The organism is Bradyrhizobium sp. SEMIA, assembly GCF_014844175.1.
Lineage (GTDB): Bacteria > Pseudomonadota > Alphaproteobacteria > Rhizobiales > Xanthobacteraceae > Bradyrhizobium > Bradyrhizobium arachidis.
This window is the reverse complement of the sequence record NZ_CP046601.1, coordinates 1,384,941-1,404,717: the sequence shown is the minus strand read 5'-3', so window position 1 is coordinate 1,404,717 and position 19,777 is coordinate 1,384,941. Positions and strand designations below refer to the sequence as shown.

General features: G+C 65.2%; 14 protein-coding genes. 9 read left to right on the top strand and 5 right to left on the bottom strand.

Going from position 1 to position 19,777, the window contains the following annotated elements:
• Positions 1-115: 115 nt before the first annotated feature.
• From FOM02_RS06660 to FOM02_RS06630, 7 genes are all read left to right on the top strand, one after another.
• Positions 116-271 carry a hypothetical protein gene (locus FOM02_RS06660; RefSeq protein WP_167336462.1) on the top strand — a complete coding sequence of 52 codons (156 nt, stop codon included), beginning with the start codon at positions 116-118 and terminating at the stop codon, positions 269-271.
• A gap of 11 nt (positions 272-282) precedes the next feature.
• Positions 283-372 (top strand): K(+)-transporting ATPase subunit F, encoded by a 90-nt coding sequence (locus FOM02_RS06655; RefSeq protein ID WP_018641117.1) that lies wholly within the window; start codon positions 283-285, stop codon positions 370-372.
• 112 nt (positions 373-484) lie between these two features.
• Positions 485-2,188, top strand: a complete 1,704-nt coding sequence (gene kdpA / locus FOM02_RS06650) for a potassium-transporting ATPase subunit KdpA (RefSeq protein ID WP_027560813.1) — start codon at positions 485-487, stop codon at positions 2,186-2,188.
• 56 nt (positions 2,189-2,244) lie between these two features.
• Positions 2,245-4,359, top strand: a complete 2,115-nt coding sequence (gene kdpB, locus FOM02_RS06645) for a potassium-transporting ATPase subunit KdpB (protein WP_027560812.1) — start codon at positions 2,245-2,247, stop codon at positions 4,357-4,359.
• A 154-nt stretch (positions 4,360-4,513) separates the two neighbouring features.
• Entirely contained in the window at positions 4,514-5,119 is a 606-nt protein-coding gene (locus FOM02_RS06640; protein ID WP_027560811.1) for a K(+)-transporting ATPase subunit C, read from the top strand.
• A 40-nt stretch (positions 5,120-5,159) separates the two neighbouring features.
• Entirely contained in the window at positions 5,160-7,883 is a 2,724-nt protein-coding gene (locus tag FOM02_RS06635; RefSeq protein ID WP_027560810.1) for a sensor histidine kinase, read from the top strand.
• Positions 7,880-8,569 carry a response regulator gene (locus FOM02_RS06630; RefSeq protein WP_027560809.1) on the top strand — a complete coding sequence of 230 codons (690 nt, stop codon included), beginning with the start codon at positions 7,880-7,882 and terminating at the stop codon, positions 8,567-8,569. Before FOM02_RS06635 ends, FOM02_RS06630 begins: the two co-directional genes overlap by 4 nt.
• 117 nt (positions 8,570-8,686) lie before the next feature.
• On the opposite strand, the gene FOM02_RS06625 is transcribed toward FOM02_RS06630, so the two are convergent.
• Positions 8,687-9,571 carry a Ku protein gene (locus FOM02_RS06625; protein WP_027560808.1) on the bottom strand — a complete coding sequence of 295 codons (885 nt, stop codon included), beginning with the start codon at positions 9,569-9,571 and terminating at the stop codon, positions 8,687-8,689.
• Positions 9,572-9,689: 118 nt separating this feature from the next.
• Between FOM02_RS06625 and ligD the strand changes: the two genes are divergently transcribed.
• Positions 9,690-12,359, top strand: a complete 2,670-nt coding sequence (gene ligD, locus FOM02_RS06620; RefSeq protein WP_027560807.1) for a DNA ligase D — start codon at positions 9,690-9,692, stop codon at positions 12,357-12,359.
• A gap of 131 nt (positions 12,360-12,490) precedes the next feature.
• Here the strand turns inward: ligD and FOM02_RS06615 are convergent, their stop codons facing one another.
• Positions 12,491-12,655: a DUF3309 family protein gene (locus FOM02_RS06615; protein ID WP_018318514.1), complete on the bottom strand. Its 165-nt coding sequence runs from the start codon at positions 12,653-12,655 to the stop codon at positions 12,491-12,493.
• A gap of 181 nt (positions 12,656-12,836) precedes the next feature.
• On the opposite strand from FOM02_RS06615, the gene FOM02_RS06610 reads away from it, so the two are divergent.
• A complete protein-coding gene (locus FOM02_RS06610) occupies positions 12,837-13,154 on the top strand; it encodes a polyhydroxyalkanoic acid system family protein (RefSeq protein ID WP_027560806.1) in 318 nt (105 codons plus the stop codon).
• Positions 13,155-13,157: 3 nt separating this feature from the next.
• Here FOM02_RS06610 and treY read toward each other — a convergent pair whose 3' ends face one another.
• The 3 genes from treY to glgX are packed head-to-tail and all read right to left on the bottom strand — an operon-like array spanning position 13,158 to position 19,775.
• A complete protein-coding gene (gene treY, locus FOM02_RS06605; RefSeq protein ID WP_265441508.1) occupies positions 13,158-15,944 on the bottom strand; it encodes a malto-oligosyltrehalose synthase in 2,787 nt (928 codons plus the stop codon).
• Between the two features lies 1 nt (position 15,945).
• On the bottom strand, positions 15,946-17,700 hold the full coding sequence (gene treZ / locus FOM02_RS06600; protein ID WP_027560804.1) for a malto-oligosyltrehalose trehalohydrolase: 1,755 nt from the start codon (positions 17,698-17,700) through the stop codon (positions 15,946-15,948).
• On the bottom strand, positions 17,697-19,775 hold the full coding sequence (gene glgX, locus FOM02_RS06595; protein WP_027560803.1) for a glycogen debranching protein GlgX: 2,079 nt from the start codon (positions 19,773-19,775) through the stop codon (positions 17,697-17,699). The genes treZ and glgX overlap by 4 nt, the downstream gene beginning before the upstream one ends.
• Positions 19,776-19,777: the final 2 nt, after the last annotated feature.

The window sequence follows — 19,777 nt, the reverse complement described above, 5'->3', positions numbered from 1 at the left end:
CAACGACGGTCGGTCTTTATGGGATTCCTATAAGGTCGCCATAGGGCTCATCTCGAAAACCTATGCGCGTGATGGCATCTCGGTGCGGTGAAAGCTCCGGCCGTTCGCCGGAGACATGCATTGCATTGGCGCGGAGCCGGGATCCGGAGACAGGCCGGATATTCGTCGCGCAACGAGGAGCAATCCGATGATGGACATTCTGATGCTGGCGCTGGGCTTCGTCTTCTTCGCCCTTGCGATCGGCTACACCTATGCCTGCGAACGGCTGTGAGGGAGCGGGCCATGATCTTCGACTATGCCCTCGCCGGCGCCGTCTCGTTCGGCCTCCTGGTCTATCTCACCTATGCGCTGCTGCGGCCGGAACGGTTCTGAGCCGTGTTGCTGCTTGTCGAATTGCTGCTGGCGGACGTCCTGCTCGTCGCCGGCCTGCTTGTGCTGCTCCTGCCGCTGCTGCGCAGGACGGAAAGCCTGAAAGGTTGATTCCATGACCATGATCGGTTGGCTCCAGATCATACTCTTCTGCCTTATCATCGTCGCGCTTACGAAACCGCTGGGCGGGTACATGACGCGCGTTTTCAACGGCGAGCGGACCTTCCTGTCGCCGGTGCTGCGCCCGATCGAGGCCGGCATCTACTGGATCTCCGGCGTCGACGAGAGGCGCGAGCAGCATTGGCTGACCTACACGGTCGCCATGCTGCTGTTCCATGTCGGCGGCTTCCTCATCATCTACGGCGTGATGCGGCTTCAGGCCATGCTCCCGTTCAATCCGGCAGGGCAGGGCGCGGTCGCGGAGGATCTCTCCTTCAACACCGCGATCTCCTTCATCACCAACACCAACTGGCAGAACTACGGCGGCGAGAGCACGGTGTCCTATCTCGTGCAGATGCTCGGCCTGACGCACCAGAACTTCCTGTCCGCCGCAACCGGCATCGCGCTCGCTGTCGCCCTGATCCGCGGCTTCTCGCGCGCCTCGATGCGCACGGTCGGCAATTTCTGGGTCGACGTCACCCGCACCACGCTCTACGTGCTGCTGCCGATCTGCGTGGTTTACTGCCTGTTCCTGGTCTGGCAGGGCATGCCGCAGACGCTCGGACCGTATGTCGAGGCGACGACGCTCGAAGGCGCCAAGCAGACCATCGCGGTCGGCCCGGTCGCCTCGCAGGTCGCGATCAAGATGCTCGGCACCAATGGCGGCGGCTTCTTCAACGCCAACGCGGCGCATCCTTTCGAGAACCCGACCGCGCTGTCGAACTTGGTGCAGATGCTGTCGATCTTCCTGATCGGCGCCGCCATGACCAACGTGTTCGGCCGCATGGTCGGCAACCAGCGCCAGGGCTGGGCGATTTTGGCCGTGATGGGCGTGCTGTTCATCGCCGGCGTCACCGTCACCTATTGGGCGGAAGCGCACGGCACCGAGACCATGCAGGCGCTGGGTCTGACCGGCGGCAACATGGAGGGCAAGGAGGTCCGCTTCGGCATCGTCGCGTCCTCGCTGTTTGCCGTGGTCACCACAGCCGCCTCCTGTGGCGCAGTCAACGCCATGCATGACAGCTTCACCGCGCTCGGCGGCATGATCCCGCTGATCAACATGCAGCTCGGTGAGATCATCATCGGCGGCGTCGGCGCCGGCCTCTACGGCATGCTGCTGTTCGTCGTGCTCGCAATCTTCGTCGCCGGCCTGATGGTCGGCCGCACGCCGGAATATGTCGGCAAGAAGATCGAGGCGCGCGAGGTCAAGATGGCGATGCTCGCGATCCTGGTGCTGCCGCTGATGTATCTCGGCTGGACCGCGGTCGGCGTGGTCTATCCGGCGGCGGTGGCCTCGATGGCCAATGCCGGCCCGCACGGCTTCACCGAGGTGCTCTACGCCTTCACCTCGGCGACCGGCAACAACGGCTCGGCCTTCGCGGGCCTCACCGGCAACACCCTCTTCTACAACCTCACGCTCGCATCCGCGATGTTCGTCGGCCGCTTCTTCATGATCGTGCCGGCGATGGCGATCGCAGGTTCGCTCGCGGCCAAGAAATCGATCCCGCCCTCGGCAGGCACGTTCCCGACCACCGGCGGACTGTTCGTCGGCCTCGTCGTCGGCGTGATCCTGATCATCGGCGGCCTGACCTTCTTCCCGGCGCTCGCGCTCGGTCCGATCGTCGAGCATCTCGCGATGAACGCCGGCCAAGTGTTCTGAGCCAAATGTTCTGAACCAAGTGTTCTGACAGACTTCTGATTGTTGGAGTGACCTCCATGGAAACGATGAAACTGCAAAAGCGCGCTCCGATGTCGGCCATGCTCGATCCCAAGATCGTGCTGCCCGCGATCAGCGCGTCCTTCACCAAGCTGAACCCGCGGCTGATGGTGAAGAACCCCGTGATGTTCGTGGTCGAGATCGTCGCCGCGCTCACCACCGTGATCTTCCTGCGCGACCTCGTCACGGGCGGCGCCGGCCTCGGCTTCACCTTCCAGATCATCCTCTGGCTCTGGTTCACGGTGCTGTTCGCCAACTTCGCCGAAGCGGTCGCCGAAGGCCGCGGCAAGGCGCAGGCCGACTCCTTGCGCAAGACCCGCACCGAGAGCCAGGCCAAGCTGCTGACCGGTGCAGGCCAGGCCTTCAAGCTGGTGCCGGGCACCAGCCTGAAGGTCGGCGACATCGTGCTGGTCGAAGCCGGCGATACCATCCCCTCGGACGGCGAGGTGATCGAGGGCGTCGCCTCCGTCAACGAGGCCGCCATCACCGGCGAATCCGCACCCGTCATCCGCGAATCCGGTGGCGACCGCTCGGCGGTCACCGGCGGCACTCAGGTGCTGTCCGACTGGATCCGCGTGCGCATCACCGCGGCGCAAGGCTCGACCTTCATCGATCGCATGATCAAGCTGGTCGAAGGCGCCGAGAGGGCGAAGACGCCGAACGAGATCGCGCTCAATATCTTGCTCGCGGGCCTCACCATCATCTTCGTGTTCGCCACCGTCACCATTCCGAGCTATGCCGCCTATGCCGGCGGCTCGATCTCGGTGATCGTGCTGGTCGCATTGTTCGTGACGCTGATCCCGACCACGATCGGCGCGCTGCTCTCGGCGATCGGCATCGCCGGCATGGATCGTCTGGTGCGCTTCAATGTGCTGGCGATGTCGGGCCGTGCGGTCGAGGCCGCCGGTGACGTCGACACGCTGCTGCTCGACAAGACCGGCACCATCACCCTCGGCAACCGCCAGGCCACTGCGTTCCGTCCCGTGCGCGGCGTCACCGAGCAGGAACTCGCCGACGCAGCCCAGCTCGCCTCGCTTGCCGACGAGACGCCGGAAGGCCGTTCAATCGTCGTGCTCGCCAAGGAGAAATACGGCATCCGCGGCCGCGACATGGCCGAGTTAGGGGCCACCTTCATCCCGTTCACGGCACAGACCCGCATGAGCGGCGTCGATGCCGGCGGCTCGTCGGTGCGCAAGGGCGCGGTCGAGGCCATGCTGAATTATGTCGGTGGCGGCACGCCGCTGGCCGTCGCGTCGGGCAATGCCGCGCGGGTCATTCAGCCCGCGCCGCTGTCGGACGTCGGCCGCGAGATCCAGGCCATTGCCGACGAGATATCGAAAGCCGGCGGCACGCCGCTGGCGGTCGCCAAGGACGGCAAGCTGCTCGGCGTCATCCAGCTCAAGGACATCGTCAAGGGCGGCATCCGCGAACGCTTTGCCGAGCTGCGCCGCATGGGCATCCGCACCATCATGATCACCGGCGACAACCCGATGACGGCGGCTGCGATCGCGGCGGAGGCGGGTGTCGACGATTTCCTCGCGCAGGCAACGCCCGAGGACAAGCTCAAGCTGATCCGCGACGAGCAGGCCAAGGGCAAGCTGGTCGCCATGTGCGGCGACGGCACCAACGACGCACCGGCGCTGGCGCAGGCCGACGTCGGGGTCGCCATGAACACCGGCACGCAAGCGGCCCGCGAGGCCGGCAACATGGTCGACCTCGACTCCAACCCGACCAAGCTGATCGAGGTGGTCGAGATCGGCAAGCAGCTCTTGATGACGCGCGGTGCGCTGACGACCTTCTCGATCGCCAACGACGTCGCAAAATACTTTGCGATCATCCCGGCGATGTTCCTGGCGTTCTACCCGCAGCTCAACGTGCTCAACATCATGAACCTGTCGAGCCCGCAGAGCGCCATCCTGTCGGCGATCATCTTCAACGCGCTGATCATCATCGCGCTGATCCCGCTGGCGCTGAAGGGCGTCGCCTATCGCGCCGTCGGTGCCGGCGCGCTGCTCCGCCGCAATCTCCTGATCTACGGCCTCGGCGGCATCGTCATTCCCTTCATCGGCATCAAGGCGATCGATCTCGTCGTGGTCGCCTTGCACCTGGCATAACGCCGTCATGCGAACAGCAAATCTCCCCGTCATTCCGGGGCGCCTCGAAGAGGCGAACCCGGAATCTCGAGGTTCCGGGTTCGATGCTTCGCATCGCCCCGGAACGACGGCAGGGATGCTTCGCTCGCAATGACGGGAGAACTGGAGAAACCACATGCTCAGAGAAATACGCCCCGCCATCGTCCTGTTGCTGGTGCTCACCGCCATCACCGGCCTCGCCTATCCGCTAGCGATGACGGCCATCGCCGGCACGCTTTTCCCGACGCAGGCGCAGGGCAGCCTGATCGAGAAGGACGGCAAGGTGATCGGCTCCGCCCTGATCGGGCAGGAGTTCAAGGACGACAAATATTTCCACGGCCGCCCCTCGGCGACGCTGGCGCCGGACCCCAATGATTCGACCAAGACGGTTTCGGCGCCCTACAACGCCGCCAACTCCGGCGGCTCCAATCTCGGCCCGACCAGCAAGGCGCTGGCCGACCGGATGAAGGAGGATGTCGACAAGCTCAAGGCTGAGAATCCGAACGCCGCCGTGCCGGTCGATCTGGTCACCGCCTCGGCCAGCGGCCTCGATCCCGACATCTCGCCGGAAGCCGCGCAATTCCAGGTGCCGCGCGTGGCCAAGGCGCGGAATATGGCGGAAGACCAGCTCAAGCAGCTCGTGGTCGCCAACACCCAGGGCCGTCTGCTCGGCCTGCTCGGCGAACCCCGGGTTAACGTTCTCGCGCTGAACCTTGCGCTCGATCGCGCGTCGGCAAAGTAGCAGTCTATGCCCGTGGCATCAGGATGATTATATTGCCCTGATGGTCCGAGAGCGCCGCGATCCCGAACAACGTCCGTCGCCCGAGGCGCTGCTGGAAGCAGCGCGGCGGGAGGAGAGCGCGAGCGGCAAGCTGAAGATCTTCGTCGGCGCCGCTCCCGGCGTTGGCAAGACCTATGAGATGCTGCAAAGCGCCCATGCCCGGCGCAAGGCCGGCATCGACGTCGTGGTCGGCTTCGTCGAGACCCATGGCCGCGCCGAGACCGAGGCGCTGGTCCGCGGGCTCGAAGTGGTCCCGCGCAAGCGGCTCGACTATCGCGGCCAGATGGTCGAGGAGATGGACCTCGACGCCGTGATCGCGCGCCGGCCGCAAATCGCGCTGGTCGACGAGCTCGCCCACACCAACGCTGCAGGCAGCCGCCATCCCAAGCGCTATCTCGACGTCGAGGAGCTGCTCTCCCGCGGCATCGACGTCTACACCGCCGTCAACATCCAGCACATCGAGAGCCTGAACGACGTCGTCGCCCAGATCACCCATGTGCGGGTGCGCGAGACCGTGCCGGATTCGATCTTCGACCGCGCCGATGCGATCGAGCTGATCGACCTCACGCCGGACGACCTGATCCAGCGGCTGAAGGAGGGCAAGGTCTACGTCCCCAAGCAGGCCGAGCGGGCGCTGGAGCATTATTTCTCGCCGGGCAACCTGACCGCGCTCCGCGAGCTCGCGTTGCGGCGCACGGCCGAGCGGGTCGACGAGCAGCTGCTCACCCACATGCAGGCCAATGCCATCGCCGGCCCCTGGGCCGCGGGCGAGCGCATCCTCGTCTGCGTCAGCGAGGATCCGCGCGCGGCCGGCCTCGTCCGCTACACCAAGCGGCTGGCCGACCGGCTGCACGCGCCGTTCACCGCGGTCTCCATCGAGACGCGGCGATCCCTGCAATTGTCCGACGAGGAGCGCGATCGGCTCGCCGATACGCTGAGGCTGGCGGAATCGCTCGGCGGCGAGGCGCTGACCATTCCCGCCGTCGGCCGCCGCATCGCCGACGACGTCGTCAATTTCGCGCAAGCCAACAACGTCACCCAGATTGTGATCGGCAAATCCACGCGCTCGCGCTGGTTCGAGATCACGCGCGGCTCCGTCGTGCATGACCTGGTGCGCCGGGCCGGCAACATCAGCGTTCACGTCATTCCCGGCGATGAGCTCGCGAGCGAGCCGCCGCCGAAGACCGCGGTGCAGACCGCTGCGCGGTCGGAGCCGTTCGACGCACGTCCCTATCTGAAGGCGCTCGGGATTACCGCGCTTGGCCTTGCGGCAGCGGTGCTCATCAAGCCGTATTTCGGTGTCGAGAACGTCGACCTGATGTTCCTCACCGCGGTGGTGGCTGTTGCCGTGCGCTACGGGCTGTGGCCGTCGCTGCTTGCGAGCATCGCGGCGTCGCTGGCCTACAATTTCTTTTTCCTGCCGCCGGTCTACACGTTCACTATCACCGATCCGACCAATGTCGCGGCGTTCTTCTTCTTCATGCTGATTGCGTTCGTGGTCTCGAACGTCGCGGGACGCGTGCGTACGCAGGCCGACACCGCGATCGGCCGCATCAGGACCACCGAGCAGCTCTATGCGTTCAGCCGCAAGCTCGCCGGCACAGGCACGCTCGACGACGTGCTGTGGGCGACGGCCTACCAGATCGCGCTGATGCTGAAGGTGCGCGTCGTGCTGTTGCTGCCGGAGGACGGCCTGCTCACGGTGAAATCAGGCTATCCGCCCGAGGACCAGCTCGACCAGGCCGATCTCGCCGCCGCCAACTGGGCCTGGAGCAATGACCGTCCCGCAGGCCGCGGTTCGGATACGCTGCCGGGCGCCAAGCGGCTGTTCCTGCCGATGCGCACCGGACGCGGGCCGATCGGCGTCATCGGCATCGACAACGACCGCACCGGGCCGCTGTTGACGCCGGACCAGCGCCGGCTGCTCGATGCGCTGGTCGACCAGGGCGCGCTCGCGATCGAGCGCGTGCTGCTGGTCGAGGACATGGACCGCGTCCGGCGCACCGTGGAATCCGAGCGCTTACGCTCCGCGCTGCTGACCTCGATCTCGCACGACCTCAAGACGCCGCTCGCCTCCGTGCTGGGCGCGGCCTCGACCATGCGCGATCTCGCCGGCGCGCTGTCGGACACCGAGAAGCGCGACCTGCTCGCCACCGTGATCGACGAATCCGAGCGGCTCAACCGCTTCATCGCCAACCTGCTCGACATGACCAAATTGGAGTCCGGCGCCATCGTGCCGAACACGGCGCTGCACGATCTCGGCGAGATCGTCGGCAGCGCGCTCAGGCGCGCGAGCAAGATCCTCACGGCGCACAAGGTGGAGCTGGTGCTGGCCGCCGATCTCCCGATGCTCCAGCTCGATGCCGTGCTGTTCGAGCAGGTGCTGTTCAATTTGCTCGACAATGCCGCCAAATATTCCCCGCCGGAGACCACAATCTCGATCAAGAGCCGCCGCGAGCGTGATCAAGTGGTGCTTGCTATCGCCGACGAGGGCGGCGGCATTCCGCCCGGCGAGCTCGAGAGCGTGTTCGACAAGTTCTATCGCGTGCAGAAGGGCGACCATGTCCGGCCCGGCACCGGGCTCGGTCTCGCCATCTCGCGCGGCTTCGTCGAGGCGATGCGCGGCACGATCTCGGCCGCCAATCGCAGCGATCGCAGCGGCGCTGTGCTCACCATCCGTCTGCCCGTCCCGGCACAGACCCCAGCATTGGATACCGCCGCATGAGTGCCGCCCCGATCAAGGTCCTTGTCATCGACGACGAGCCGCCGATCCGCAAATTGCTGCGGATGGGGCTCTCGACGCAGGGCTACGAGATCCTGGAGGCGTCGAACGGCAAGATCGCGCTGGAGAAGCTCACTGAGGAGCCTGCGCTGATCATTCTCGATCTCGGCCTGCCCGACATCCAGGGCCATGAGCTCTTGCGCACCATCCGCGCCCGCAACGAGGCCGTGCCGATCGTGGTGCTGTCGAGCCGCGGCGACGAGGCCGGCAAGGTGCAGGCGCTCGATCTCGGTGCCGACGACTATCTGACAAAACCCTTTGGCATGGACGAGCTGCTGGCGCGCCTGCGCGCCGCGCTGCGGCACCAGCTTCAGGTGCAGGGCGAGCGCCCGATCTTCCGCACCGGCGATCTCTCGGTCGATCTCGTCCGCCGCATCGTCAAGGTCGGCGAGCGCGACGTGAAGCTGTCGCCGAAGGAATATGATCTCCTGCGCGTGCTGGTGCAGCACGCCGGCAAGGTGCTGACCCATCGTTTCCTGCTCAAGGAGCTCTGGGACGAGCTCACCGATGCGCAATACTTACGCGTCTATGTCCGCCAGCTCCGCCAGAAGATCGAAGCCGATCCGGAGCGCCCGCAATATGTGCTGACCGAGACCGGGATCGGGTACCGGCTGAAGGCGGGGGATTGATTGGCGGTCGTTCCGGGGCGATGCGAAGCATCGAACTATGGTGCGCACTTGCGCACCTGAGAACCTCGAGATTCCGGGTTCGCCTCTTCGAGGCGCCCCGGAATGACGGTGGGGTTGCTACCCAGCCTTCCGATGCCGTGCGGTCGTCCGATGCGTCTTCCGCGCGCTGCGCTGCCGCCCCGTCGCCCGCCGGGCGTGCGACTTCGCCGCCGTCTTCTTGCCGCCGCGTCCTTTCAGGCTCTGCTTCAGCGCATCCATCAGGCTGACGACGTTGCTCGGGCGCTCTTCGGGCTCCGGCAGCTCGATCTTCTTGCCGCTGGCCTTGCGCTTCACCAGCGCCTTGAGCGCGTTCTCGTACTCGTCCTTGAACTTGCTGGGATCGAAATGCGCTGCCTTGGTGTGGAGGATGTGACCTGCGAGCTCGACCATGTCCTTGGTGATCTTCGGGCTCTTGATGTCAGCGAAATACTCGCCCTCGTCGCGCAGCTCGTAGGGAAAGCGCAGCGTGGTGCCGAGCAGGCCCTTGCCGAGCGGCTCGATGGCGATGATGTGCTCGCGGTTCGTCAGCACGATCTTGGCGAGCGCGACGCGATCCTGGTCCTTCATGGCGTCGCGGATCACGGCAAAGGCGTCGACCGCCGCCTTGCCGTCGGGCGCGATGTAATAGGGGTGGTTGAGATATCGCTGGTCGATTTCCTCGCTCGGCACGAAACTCTCGATATCGATGGTGTGGTTGCTCTCGATCTGGACGGCTTCGAGCTCCTCCGGTTCGATCTCGACATATTTGCCCTTGCGCAGCTCGTAGCCGCGGCCCTTCTGGTCGCTCTCGACGACGTCGCCGGTCTCGGCGTCGATCATCTGCTGCTTGAGCCGGTTCCCGGTCTCGCGGTTGATCAGGTGAAACCGCGTCTTCTCGGCTGCCGTCGTCGCCGGGTAGAGCACGACCGGGCAACTGACCAGCGACAGCTTCAACGTTCCCTTCCAATAGGCGCGCGGAGCCATTCCATTCTCCAGTGATTTCAAGGCGTTTTGGAACCCCAACCACGCCATCGGGTTTTGGTTCCGGGCGGGACTTTTGCCGTGATAGGCTTTGACTCTGACAAGATAAGCGGGACCGGTCGTGCTGCAAAAACTCTCCACTTACCGAAAAAAGCGTGATTTCGGAAAGACGCCGGAGCCGTCGGGCAAGACGGCGGTGACGCCGTCGGAACAGCGACGTTTCGTGATCCAGAAACATGACGCGACGCGGCTGCACTACGACCTCAGGCTCGAATTCGACGGCATCTTCAAGTCTTGGGCGGTGACCAAGGGACCCTCGCTCGATCCCCACGACAAGCGGCTGGCGGTCGAGGTCGAGGACCATCCGCTCGACTATGGCGATTTCGAAGGCACGATTCCGGAAGGCCAGTATGGCGGCGGCACGGTGATGCTATGGGACCGCGGCACCTGGGAATCGGACGATCCGGACGCCGGCTTCAAAAAGGGCGACCTCAAGTTCACCCTGCATGGCGACAAGCTGCACGGCAGCTGGGTGCTGGTGCGCATGCGTAACCGCGGCGGCGAAAAGCGCACCAACTGGCTCCTGATCAAACACCGCGACGACTACGCCAGCGAGAGCGAGGATATCCTCAGCGAGGACAAGTCGGTCGCCTCTGGTCGTGCGATGGACCAGATTGCCGAGGGCAAGGGCCGCGCGCCAAAACCGTTCATGCTGGCGAAGGGCGCCAAGGCCAAAGCGGATGCGGTCTGGCAATCCAACCGTGCCGAGGAGGCGAAGGGGAAGACGGTCAAGCCGGCGCCGCGCACCGCGTTGAAGGCGGGCAAGACTGCAAAGACCGCGAAAAAAAAAGCCACGACCGCGACGAACGCCAAGGAGGTCGCGGAGATGCCGGATTTCGTGGCGCCGCAGCTCTGCACCTCGGTCGAGCGTCCGCCGGCCGGCGATGGCTGGTGCCATGAGATCAAGTTCGACGGCTATCGCGTCCAGCTCCGGGTCGAGGACGGCACGGCGACGCTGAAGACGCGCAAGGGCCTCGACTGGACCGACAAGTTCGCTTCGATCGCGAAGGAGGCAGGCGCGCTGCCGGACGTGATGATCGACGGCGAAATCGTCGCCCTCGATCACAACGGCGCACCGAATTTCTCGTCGCTCCAGGCCGCGTTGTCGGACGGCAAGACCGAAGACCTGATCTTCTTTGCCTTCGACCTCTTGTTCGCCGAAGGCCTCGACTATCGCCGCCTGCCGCTCGGCGAGCGCAAGGCGCGGCTGAAGGAGCTGCTGGAAGCGCGCGAGCGAAAGTCGACGCAGATCCGCTATGTCGAGCATTTCGAGAGCGGCGGCGACGCCGTGCTGCAATCGGCCTGCAAGCTTGAGCTGGAGGGGGTGGTGTCGAAGAAGCTTGACGCGCCCTATCGCTCCGGCCGCACCGAGAGCTGGACCAAGGCCAAATGCCGCGCCGGCCATGAGGTCGTGATCGGCGGCTACAAGACAACTAATGGCAAATTCCGCTCGCTGATGGCGGGCGTGCATCGTGGCGATCATCTCGTCTTCGTCGGCATGGTCGGCACCGGGTTCGGTGCCGACAAGGTCAAGCGCATCATGCCATCGCTGAAGGCGATGGAGGCCAAGGAGAGTCCGTTCGGCGGCAAGAACGCGCCGAAGAAGACGCGGGATGTGCACTGGCTGAAACCCGAGCTCGTCGCCGAGATCGAGTTCGCCGGCTTCACCGCCGACGGCAACATCCGTCAGGCTGCGTTCAAGGGCCTGCGCCAGGACAAACCGGCCGAGGAGGTCGAGGCGGAAACGCCCGTCGATACCGAGCTCGCAAAGCCTTCGACGAGAAAGCGCGCCGTGCCGAAGACAGGCAAGAAGGACGCCAGCGCGGCCGAGGTGATGGGCGTCGTCATCTCAAAGCCGGACAAGGAGCTGTGGCCGGATGTCGGCGACGGCGAGGGTGTCACAAAGCTCGATCTCGCGCGCTATTTCGAGGCGGTCGGCAGCTGGATGATCGAGCATATCAAGGGCCGCCCCTGCTCGATCCTGCGTGCGCCTGACGGCATCGGCGGCGAAAAATTCTTCCAGCGTCATGCCATGCAGGGGACGTCGAACCTGCTCGAGCTCGCAAAGGTCTCCGGTGATCGCAAGCCGTATTTGCAGATCGACCGCGTCGAAGGGCTTGCCGCCGTCGCGCAGATCGGCGGCGTCGAGCTGCATCCCTGGAATTGCGCGCCGGATGCCTATGATACGCCCGGCCGGCTGGTGTTCGATCTCGATCCCGCGCCGGACGTCGAGTTCGCCGATGTCGTGGACGCCGCGAAGGAGATGCGGCAGCGCCTCACTGACGTCGGCATGGAAAGCTTCTGCAAGACCACCGGTGGCAAGGGCCTGCATGTCGTGGTGCCGCTGCTCCACGGTGCGCGCGACAAGGTGAGCTGGAAAGAAGCCAAGGCGTTCGCGCAAGGCGTTTGCCAATGGATGGCCGATGATGATCCCGAGCGCTATCTGCTCAACATGTCCAAGAAGCTGCGCAATGGAAAGATCTTCCTCGATTATCTGCGCAACGATCGGCTGTCCACGGCGGTGGCGCCGCTGTCGCCGCGCGCGCGAGATGGGGCGACGGTGTCGATGCCGGTGACCTGGGCGCAGGTGAAGGGTGATCTCGATCCGAAGCGGTATACGGTGCGGACCGTGCCGGGCCTGCTGGCACGCTCGAAGGCCTGGGATGGCTATGATGATGCGGCCGCCTCGATCAAGGCGGCGATGAAGAAGCTCGCGGGGAAGGTGAAGTAAGTCGGCGCTAGGGGCGCAATTCCCGTAGGGTGGGCAAAGCGTAAGCGTGCCCACGATTTCTCTCGTTAAGATAAAGAAGGTGGGCACGGCGCAAGAGCGCCTCTGCCCACCCTACGAGATCGTACGTGCGGCTAGATCCGCCCCATCAGGAGCAGGATCAGCAGGATGACGATGACGAGCCCGAGGCCGCCGCCGCCGTAATAGCCGGTGCCGTAGAACGGCCCGCCGCCGATGCCGCTGAAGCCGCCGAGCAGGGCGATGACAAGAATGATCAGAATGATCGTACCGATAGACATGCGAGTCTCCTCCAGCCCTTTATTGAAAGGGTCGTTTGCAACCTGTCCCGTTGTGCGAATGGCAACTTGCCGCAGGTTTTATAGTTCCCACATTGAAACACGGCCGGACCATCATCTTGCATGGAACCTTTGGTGGTTCGGCGGCATGACTAAGTGAGATCAGTCAGCACAGGGCAGGGCCATGTCAGCACCGCTTGTCGTTTCCATTCCGCATCGTCTCGGCCGCGAGGAGGCGGTGCGCCGGCTCAAGAGCGGCCTTGGACGTGCGGCCGCGAGCATTCCCGTGATGCAGGTCGAGGAGGAGCGCTGGAGCGGCGACACTATGAATTTCCGCATCCGCGCGCTCGGGCAGATCGCGAGCGGGCAGGTCGACGTCGCCGACGATCATGTGAAGGTCGAGGTGGTGTTGCCGTGGCTGCTGCAGCGCTTCGCCGAGATGGCGCAGACGGCGATCAAGAAGCGCGGGCAGCTGCTGCTGACCAAGGACGGCGGGAACTGAGCTTCAGGCGCGCATGCGCTGCCGCGCCGGCCTGATGGCGCTCGCTGCGCTGGCCACGATGACAGATGCGGGAAAATCGCGGAAAGCCTGCGCGAGTGGCAATTCATTGCCGGCAAGGCCGGGCACTGTGTAGCTGTCAATGTCCACGATTGCGTCAAGCGTTTCGAATGCGGGCCACTCCCGGCCGACCCGCGTGAAGGCAGCGAACTGACGGCCGACCACGACGATCACCGCGGCGCGGCCGTATCGCCGGGCAAACGCGATGACATGATCTGCGTGCGTACCGCGCACCTCCAGCGGCTGATAGTCGCCCTGCGCGAAGACCTCGCCGAACTCGCTGCGCAGCTTGAGCAGGTGCCGCGTCCAGGCCAGCTTGAGCCGACCGTCCGGCCAGCTCTTGATCAGGCCGCGCCAGTCCGGAGTGTCGAGCCCGCCCAGCGCGGCGTGCCGCGCGGAAAAATCCACGGGACGGCGGTTGTCGGGATCGACCAGCGAGAGGTCCCAGAATTCGGTGCCCTGATAGAAGTCGGGCACGCCCGGCAACGTCGCCTTGAGCGTGAGCTGGCTCAGCCCGTTGAGCGCGCCAAGCAGCGCGACGCGGCGGGCGAGGGTTTGCAGCGCCTCCAAAAATTCGCCTGACAGCTCGGGATCGAGGATTTTTGCGATGAAGCTTTGAATGCCGTTCTCATAGGCCTCATGCGGATTGAGCCAGCTGGTCTCCTCCTTGCCCTCGCGCGCGGCCTTCAGCGCGTAGGCCTGGATGCGCTCGATCAAGCCGGCATCGGCCGGTCCTTCGAGCGGCCAGGCGCCGAGCAGGGTCTGGTAGAGCATGTATTCGAACGTCGCCGACGGCGCGCGCAGATTGCCGTGGAGTGCAAGGTGCGGCGCGTTGAGCACCTTCCAGCGCGACACCGCGCTGGTCCATTCGCCCGGGATCTCGCTGAGCGCCGCGATTCGCGCGCGGGCATCCTCGCCGCGCTTGGTATCGTGGGTCGCCGTCGCCGTCATCCCCTGCGGCCACTCCTTGGCTCGGGCCCGCATGGCCTCGTGGAAGGTGGCAATGGTAAGGCCGTGGCTGGCGGGATCGCCGCCAACCTCGTTCAGCGCGAGCAGACGGTGGAACTGGTAGAACGCGGTGTCCTCCAGGGATTTTGCCATCATCGGCCCGGTGAACTGCTGCACCTTCAGCGCGAAGCGGCGCACGCGCGGGGCGCTGTGCGGCGGCCGGCCGGGCTTGAGCAGGTCCATGGTCAGCGCGTCGCGCAGGAAGTCGAAGATGCCCTCGTCGGCGGCGAACCATTCGGCGCGCGCGCGCTCGATGGTGTCGTCGATCAGTTTGCGGTCGAGCGCGGTCGGGCCGCTATGGGTGAGATAGGTGCGGTACACCGGGAAGTGCAGCACATAGAGCTCGAGCGCCTGCCGCAGGCTGTCGGCGGAGAAATCGCGAGTCGAGTAGTGGCCGTTGGCGATGCGCGCGAGCAGGCGCGTCAGCACCGTGAATTCGGAGGTGAGCAACGTCTCCAGCACGCGCCGCTTGGCGTCCTTGACGTAAGGTGCAAGCCGCGGCGGCCGGTTGCTGATCTGCCGCCAGGTCTCGTCCAGCGCCTCCAGCCCCTTGGCATCGACCAGGACATGAGTGATCGCGTTCATCCACTCATAGCCGGTCGTGCCCTGCACGCCGGCGAAGTGCGGCAGCTTCTCGTGCTCGCACAGGATCTTCTCGATCACGGTGTAGAACGGCTTGGTGTTGCCTTGCGCATCGCGCACCAGCCGGCGCAGCCGCTGGCAATATTGCGCGGGATCGCGCAGGCCGTCGATGTGATCGAGGCGGATGCCTTGCAGCTTGCCCTCGGCAACGAGCTGCTTCACCAGCCGGTGCGTGGCGGCGAAGGTGCCGGGATCCTCGACGCGCAGGCCCGCGAGCCCGTTGACGTCGAAGAAGCGGCGATAGTTGATGTCGCTGGAGGCGAGCCGCCAGTGCCCGAGCTTGTAATGCTGGCGCTCCAAAAGGTGGTGCAGCGCCAGCGTCTGCGCAGGACGATCCTTGGCGGCACGATAGGCGGCAAGCCCGCGATGGATGATGTCGCCCGCGCCATCGATCTCCTTCAGCTCCGCCTTGAAGGCCGGCGCTTCCTTGCGGCTCGGCCGGCGCAGCCCGGTGTAGCGCGCGGCGAGCGACAGCAGGCGCGTGCCGGCCTCCGTCTCGGCGGCGTCCGCCTCCTTCACGATGACGCGCAGCATCTCGCCATAGCGCTCCGGCGCGATCGGCAGACGATGCTCGAAATACCAGGCGGAAAAGCTGCCCTCGTCGGGATCGTAGCGCAGCTCGATCTCGCCGCGCTCCAGCGCCTCGCCATAGGACGCGCCGAGGATTGGCAGCAGCACGCCGCCGCGGGCGCGGTAGGCCAATTGATCCCAGTCGATGTCGAAGGACACCGCGTGCGGCGAGGCCTGGCCCCATTCCAGCACGTCCAGCCACCAGGGATTGTCGGCAAAATGCACGCCGACATGGTTGGGCACGAAATCGATGATGAGGCCGAGGTCGTGCTGCTTCAGCGCCTCGCTCAGCCGCGCAAAACCGGCTTCGCCGCCAAGCTCGGGATTGAACTGGCTGTGGTCGACGGTGTCGTAGCCATGGGTGGAGCCCTTGCGTGCCTTCATCACCGGCGAAGCGTAGAGATGCGTGATCCCCAGCGCTTTCAGGTAAGGCACGACAGCGGCGGCCTTGTCGAAGTCGAAATCCGCGGTGAGCTGAAGCCGGTAGGTCGCAAGCGGAATGGCGGGAGGCATGTCAACCTCCGAGGCGCCAGACCACCGACCAGGGCGGGAGCCGGTCGCCGGCAGCATTGCCCCAGATCGGCGTGCCAGCATTGCTATCCGAGTGCGTGATGTCCCGGTCCGACAGATTGGCGACGAGACGCAACGTGGTGCCGTCGCCCATGCGCCAATGCGCGGTGAGCAGGCCGTTGTCGGTCGCTTCGGCGTCGCCAAACGCGGCACCCTTCAGCCGCGGCGCGATCTCCTTGCGGCGTAGGATGAGCAGCTCCCTGACCAGCACGAGCCGCTTGTCCTGCTCCGGGGTGCGGCCGGTCCAGTCAAGCACCGCCGATTGCAGCGTGGCCGGATCGAGCGGGTCCGGCACCTCGTCGCCGTATTTCTCGTAGGCCCAGGCATATTCCTGCCTGCGCCCCTTGCGCACGGCGTCGGCAAGGCCGCCCTTGAATTCGCAGAAGAATGGGAACGGCACGGTCGAGCCCCATTCCTCGCCCTGAAACAGCATCGGCACCATCGGCGCCAGCAAGGTCACCGCGAGCGCGGCTTCGATCTGCTGCGGCGAGGCCAGACTCTCAAGCCGGTCGCCGAACGGACGGTTGCCAATCTGGTCGTGGTTTTGAAGGAAGTTGACGAAGGTTGCGGGCGGCAGTTCGCCGCTCGGCTCGCCGCGCGGCTTCTTGCCCCAGAATTCCGAGATCTCGCCCTGATAGACGAAGCCCGACGCCAGCGCGCGCGCAAGGTCCATGCGCGGGGTCTGGTAGTCGCCATAATAGCCGTTGAGCTCACCGGTCAGCATCACGTGCCAGACGTGGTGATAATCGTCGTTCCACTGCCCGCGATATTTGCCGTTCGGCGGCTCCTGCGCGGCGTCGAGCAGGCTGGCGCGATTGTCGCCGTTCTCCAGCACGAGGTGGATGTGCCGCCCCGTCGCCTTGGCGAGCTCGCCGGCGGCGGCGCTGAGGTCTTGCAGCATCGACTGTTCGCCGGGCACCGCCATGATGTGATTGGCGGCATCCAGCCGCAAGCCGTCAAAACGGTAGTCGCTGAGCCAGGACAGCGCGTTCTCGACCGCGAATGCGCGCACCTGCGGCACGCGATAGTCGATCGCGCTGCCCCAGGGCGTATGCGCGTCGGTGAAGAAGCTAGGTGCATAGCGGCCGAGGTAATTCCCCTCGGGACCGAAATGATTGTAGACGACGTCGAGGAACACCATCAGCCCGCGCAGATGCGCCTCGTCGATCAGCGCCTTCAGATCCTCGGGCCGGCCATAGGCGCTGTCGGGCGCATACCAGAGCACGCCGTCATAGCCCCAGCCGCGGCGGCCGGCGAAATCGGCGAGCGGCATCAGCTCCAGCGCGGTGATGCCGGTGGCGACGAGATGATCGAGCTTGTCGATCATGGCGCGGTAGGTGCCTTCCGCGGTGAAGGTGCCGACATGGGTCTCGATCAGCACCGTCTCTTCCCAGGGACGGCCGCGCCAGTCGCGCGCGCGCCATGTGAAGGCGTCGTGGTCGATCACCTCGCTCGGGCCGAACACATCCTCGGGCTGGAAGGCCGAGGCCGGATCGGGCACGTCGATCTCGTCGTCGATCCTGAACTTGTAGGGAGTGCCGACGGCAAGACCGTCAATGTCCGCGACATACCAGCCGTCCTGCCGTCGCTGCATCGCGTGCCGTCGCTCGAGCAGCAGATCGACCCGGCGCGCACCGGGCGCCCACAGGCGGAACGACACGCCGTCTTTCGTCGGCCTCGCCCCGAAAGATGGCCTCATGGCGCCCCCGCGAAGGCGAGCACGGAGCGCGGCGGCGCCTTGCTGTCGCTACCGGGTAGGAAATCAATGCTGTTCAGCTTGGCATCCGTCGTGTTCAGGATCTGCTGCCAGCTCTTGTATTCGTCGATCTCGGGCAATTTGAATACGATCTCTTCGGGGGCGGCGTTCAGAACGATAAAGATCGCGGCCGCGCCCGGTTCCACGGGGCCCATCACATAAGAGAGGAACCGCCCTTCCGGGAATTTCCAGTCGCTTTCCGTCATCTCGTCGCCGGCGGGCGTCAGCCACAGCGCGCCATAGGAGGCGCCGTCGGCGAGGCGGCCGTCGAGCCAGCGATGGCTGCGAAGCTGCGAGAACCTCTGGCGAATGCCGGCGAGGTGGCCGACGAAATCGACCATGTCCTCGCCGTCCTTGCCGAGATTGTCCCAGCCGACCCAGCCGACCTCATTGTCCTGGCAATAGGCGTTGTTGTTGCCAGATTGCGAATTACCGACCTCGTCGCCGGCCAGCAGCAGCGGAATGCCCTGCGCCAGCATCAGGCAGGCCAGCACGTTCTTGCGCAGCTGCCGCCGCAGGCCGAGGATTTGCGGATCGTCGGTCGGGCCCTCGACACCGCAATTGTTGCTGTGGTTGTCGTTGGAGCCGTCGCGATTGTCCTCGCCATTGGCCTCGTTGTGCTTCTCGTTGTAGCTGAAGAGGTCGGCGAGCGTGAAACCGTCATGCACGGTGATGTGATTGATGCTGGCGCGCGGCCGCCGTCCGTCATGGTTGAACAGGTCGGATGATGCTGTCATGCGGCTGGAGATATCGCCGATCAGGCTGCCTTCGCCGCTCCAGTAGCGGCGCATGGCGCTGCGGTAGCGATCATTCCACTCCGACCATTGCGACGGGAACGCGCCGACCTGATAGCCGCCGAGGCCGAGGTCCCAGGGCTCGGCGACCAGCTTCACGTTCGCCAGCACCGGATCCTGCCGGATCGCGGTCAGGAACGAGCTGCCGCGGTCATAACCGTTCGGCCCGCGCGCGAGCGTGGTGGCGAGGTCGAAGCGGAAGCCGTCGACATGGCAGACCTCGACCCAGTAGCGCAGCGAATCCATCACCATCTGCAGCACGCGCGGATGGGTGAGGTTCACCGACGAGCCGCAGCCGGTGAAGTCGTCGTAATAGCGCGGGTTCTCGCGGTTCAGCCAGTAATAGGAGGCGTTGTCGATGCCGCGATAGCACAGCGTCGGGCCGAGATGATTGCCTTCGGCGGTGTGGTTGTAGACGACGTCGAGCATCACCTCGATGCCGGCATCGTGCAGCCGCGCCACCGTGGTGCGGAAGGAATCGAGCGCGTTGTCCTGAGCGTAGCGCGGTTCCGGCGCGAAGAACGACAGCGTGTTGTAACCCCAGTAATTGGCGAGCTTCTTCTCCACCAAAATGCGGTCGTCGACGAAGCTGTGGATCGGCAAAAGCTCGATCGTGGTGACGCCGAGCTTCTTCAGATGCTCGATCATGGCGGGCGACGACAGCCCGCCATAGGTGCCGCGCAGATTTGGCGGGACGTCGTCGCGCTTCTGCGTCAGGCCCTTGACGTGGGCCTCGTAGATGATGGTGTCTTCCCAGGGGATGTGGGGCCGGATCTCGCGGCGGCCCCAGTTGAAGGTCTCGTCGACCACGACCGCCTTGGGCATGCCGCGCGCATTGTCGCGCCGGTCGAACGAAAGGTCCTCGCGCGGCGAGCCGGTGCGATAGGCGAAATGCGCATCGCTCCAGACCAGCCGCCCCGAGAGCCGCTTGGCATAGGGATCGAGCAGCAGCTTGTTGGCGTTGAATCTGTGGCCGTGCTCGGGCTCATAGGGTCCGTGCACGCGGTAGCCGTAGAGCTGCCCCGGCGAGACGTCGTTGAGATAGGCGTGCCAGACGTCCTCGGTGCGTTCAGGCAATTCGATGCGCTCGAGCTCACGCCGTCCTTGCGTGTCGAACAGGCAGAGCTCGACCTTCTGTGCGTTGGCGGAGAACAGCGCGAAATTGGTGCCACGCCCGTCCCAGCTTGCGCCGAGGCGTGCGGGCGATCCGGCGGTGAGGCGCATGG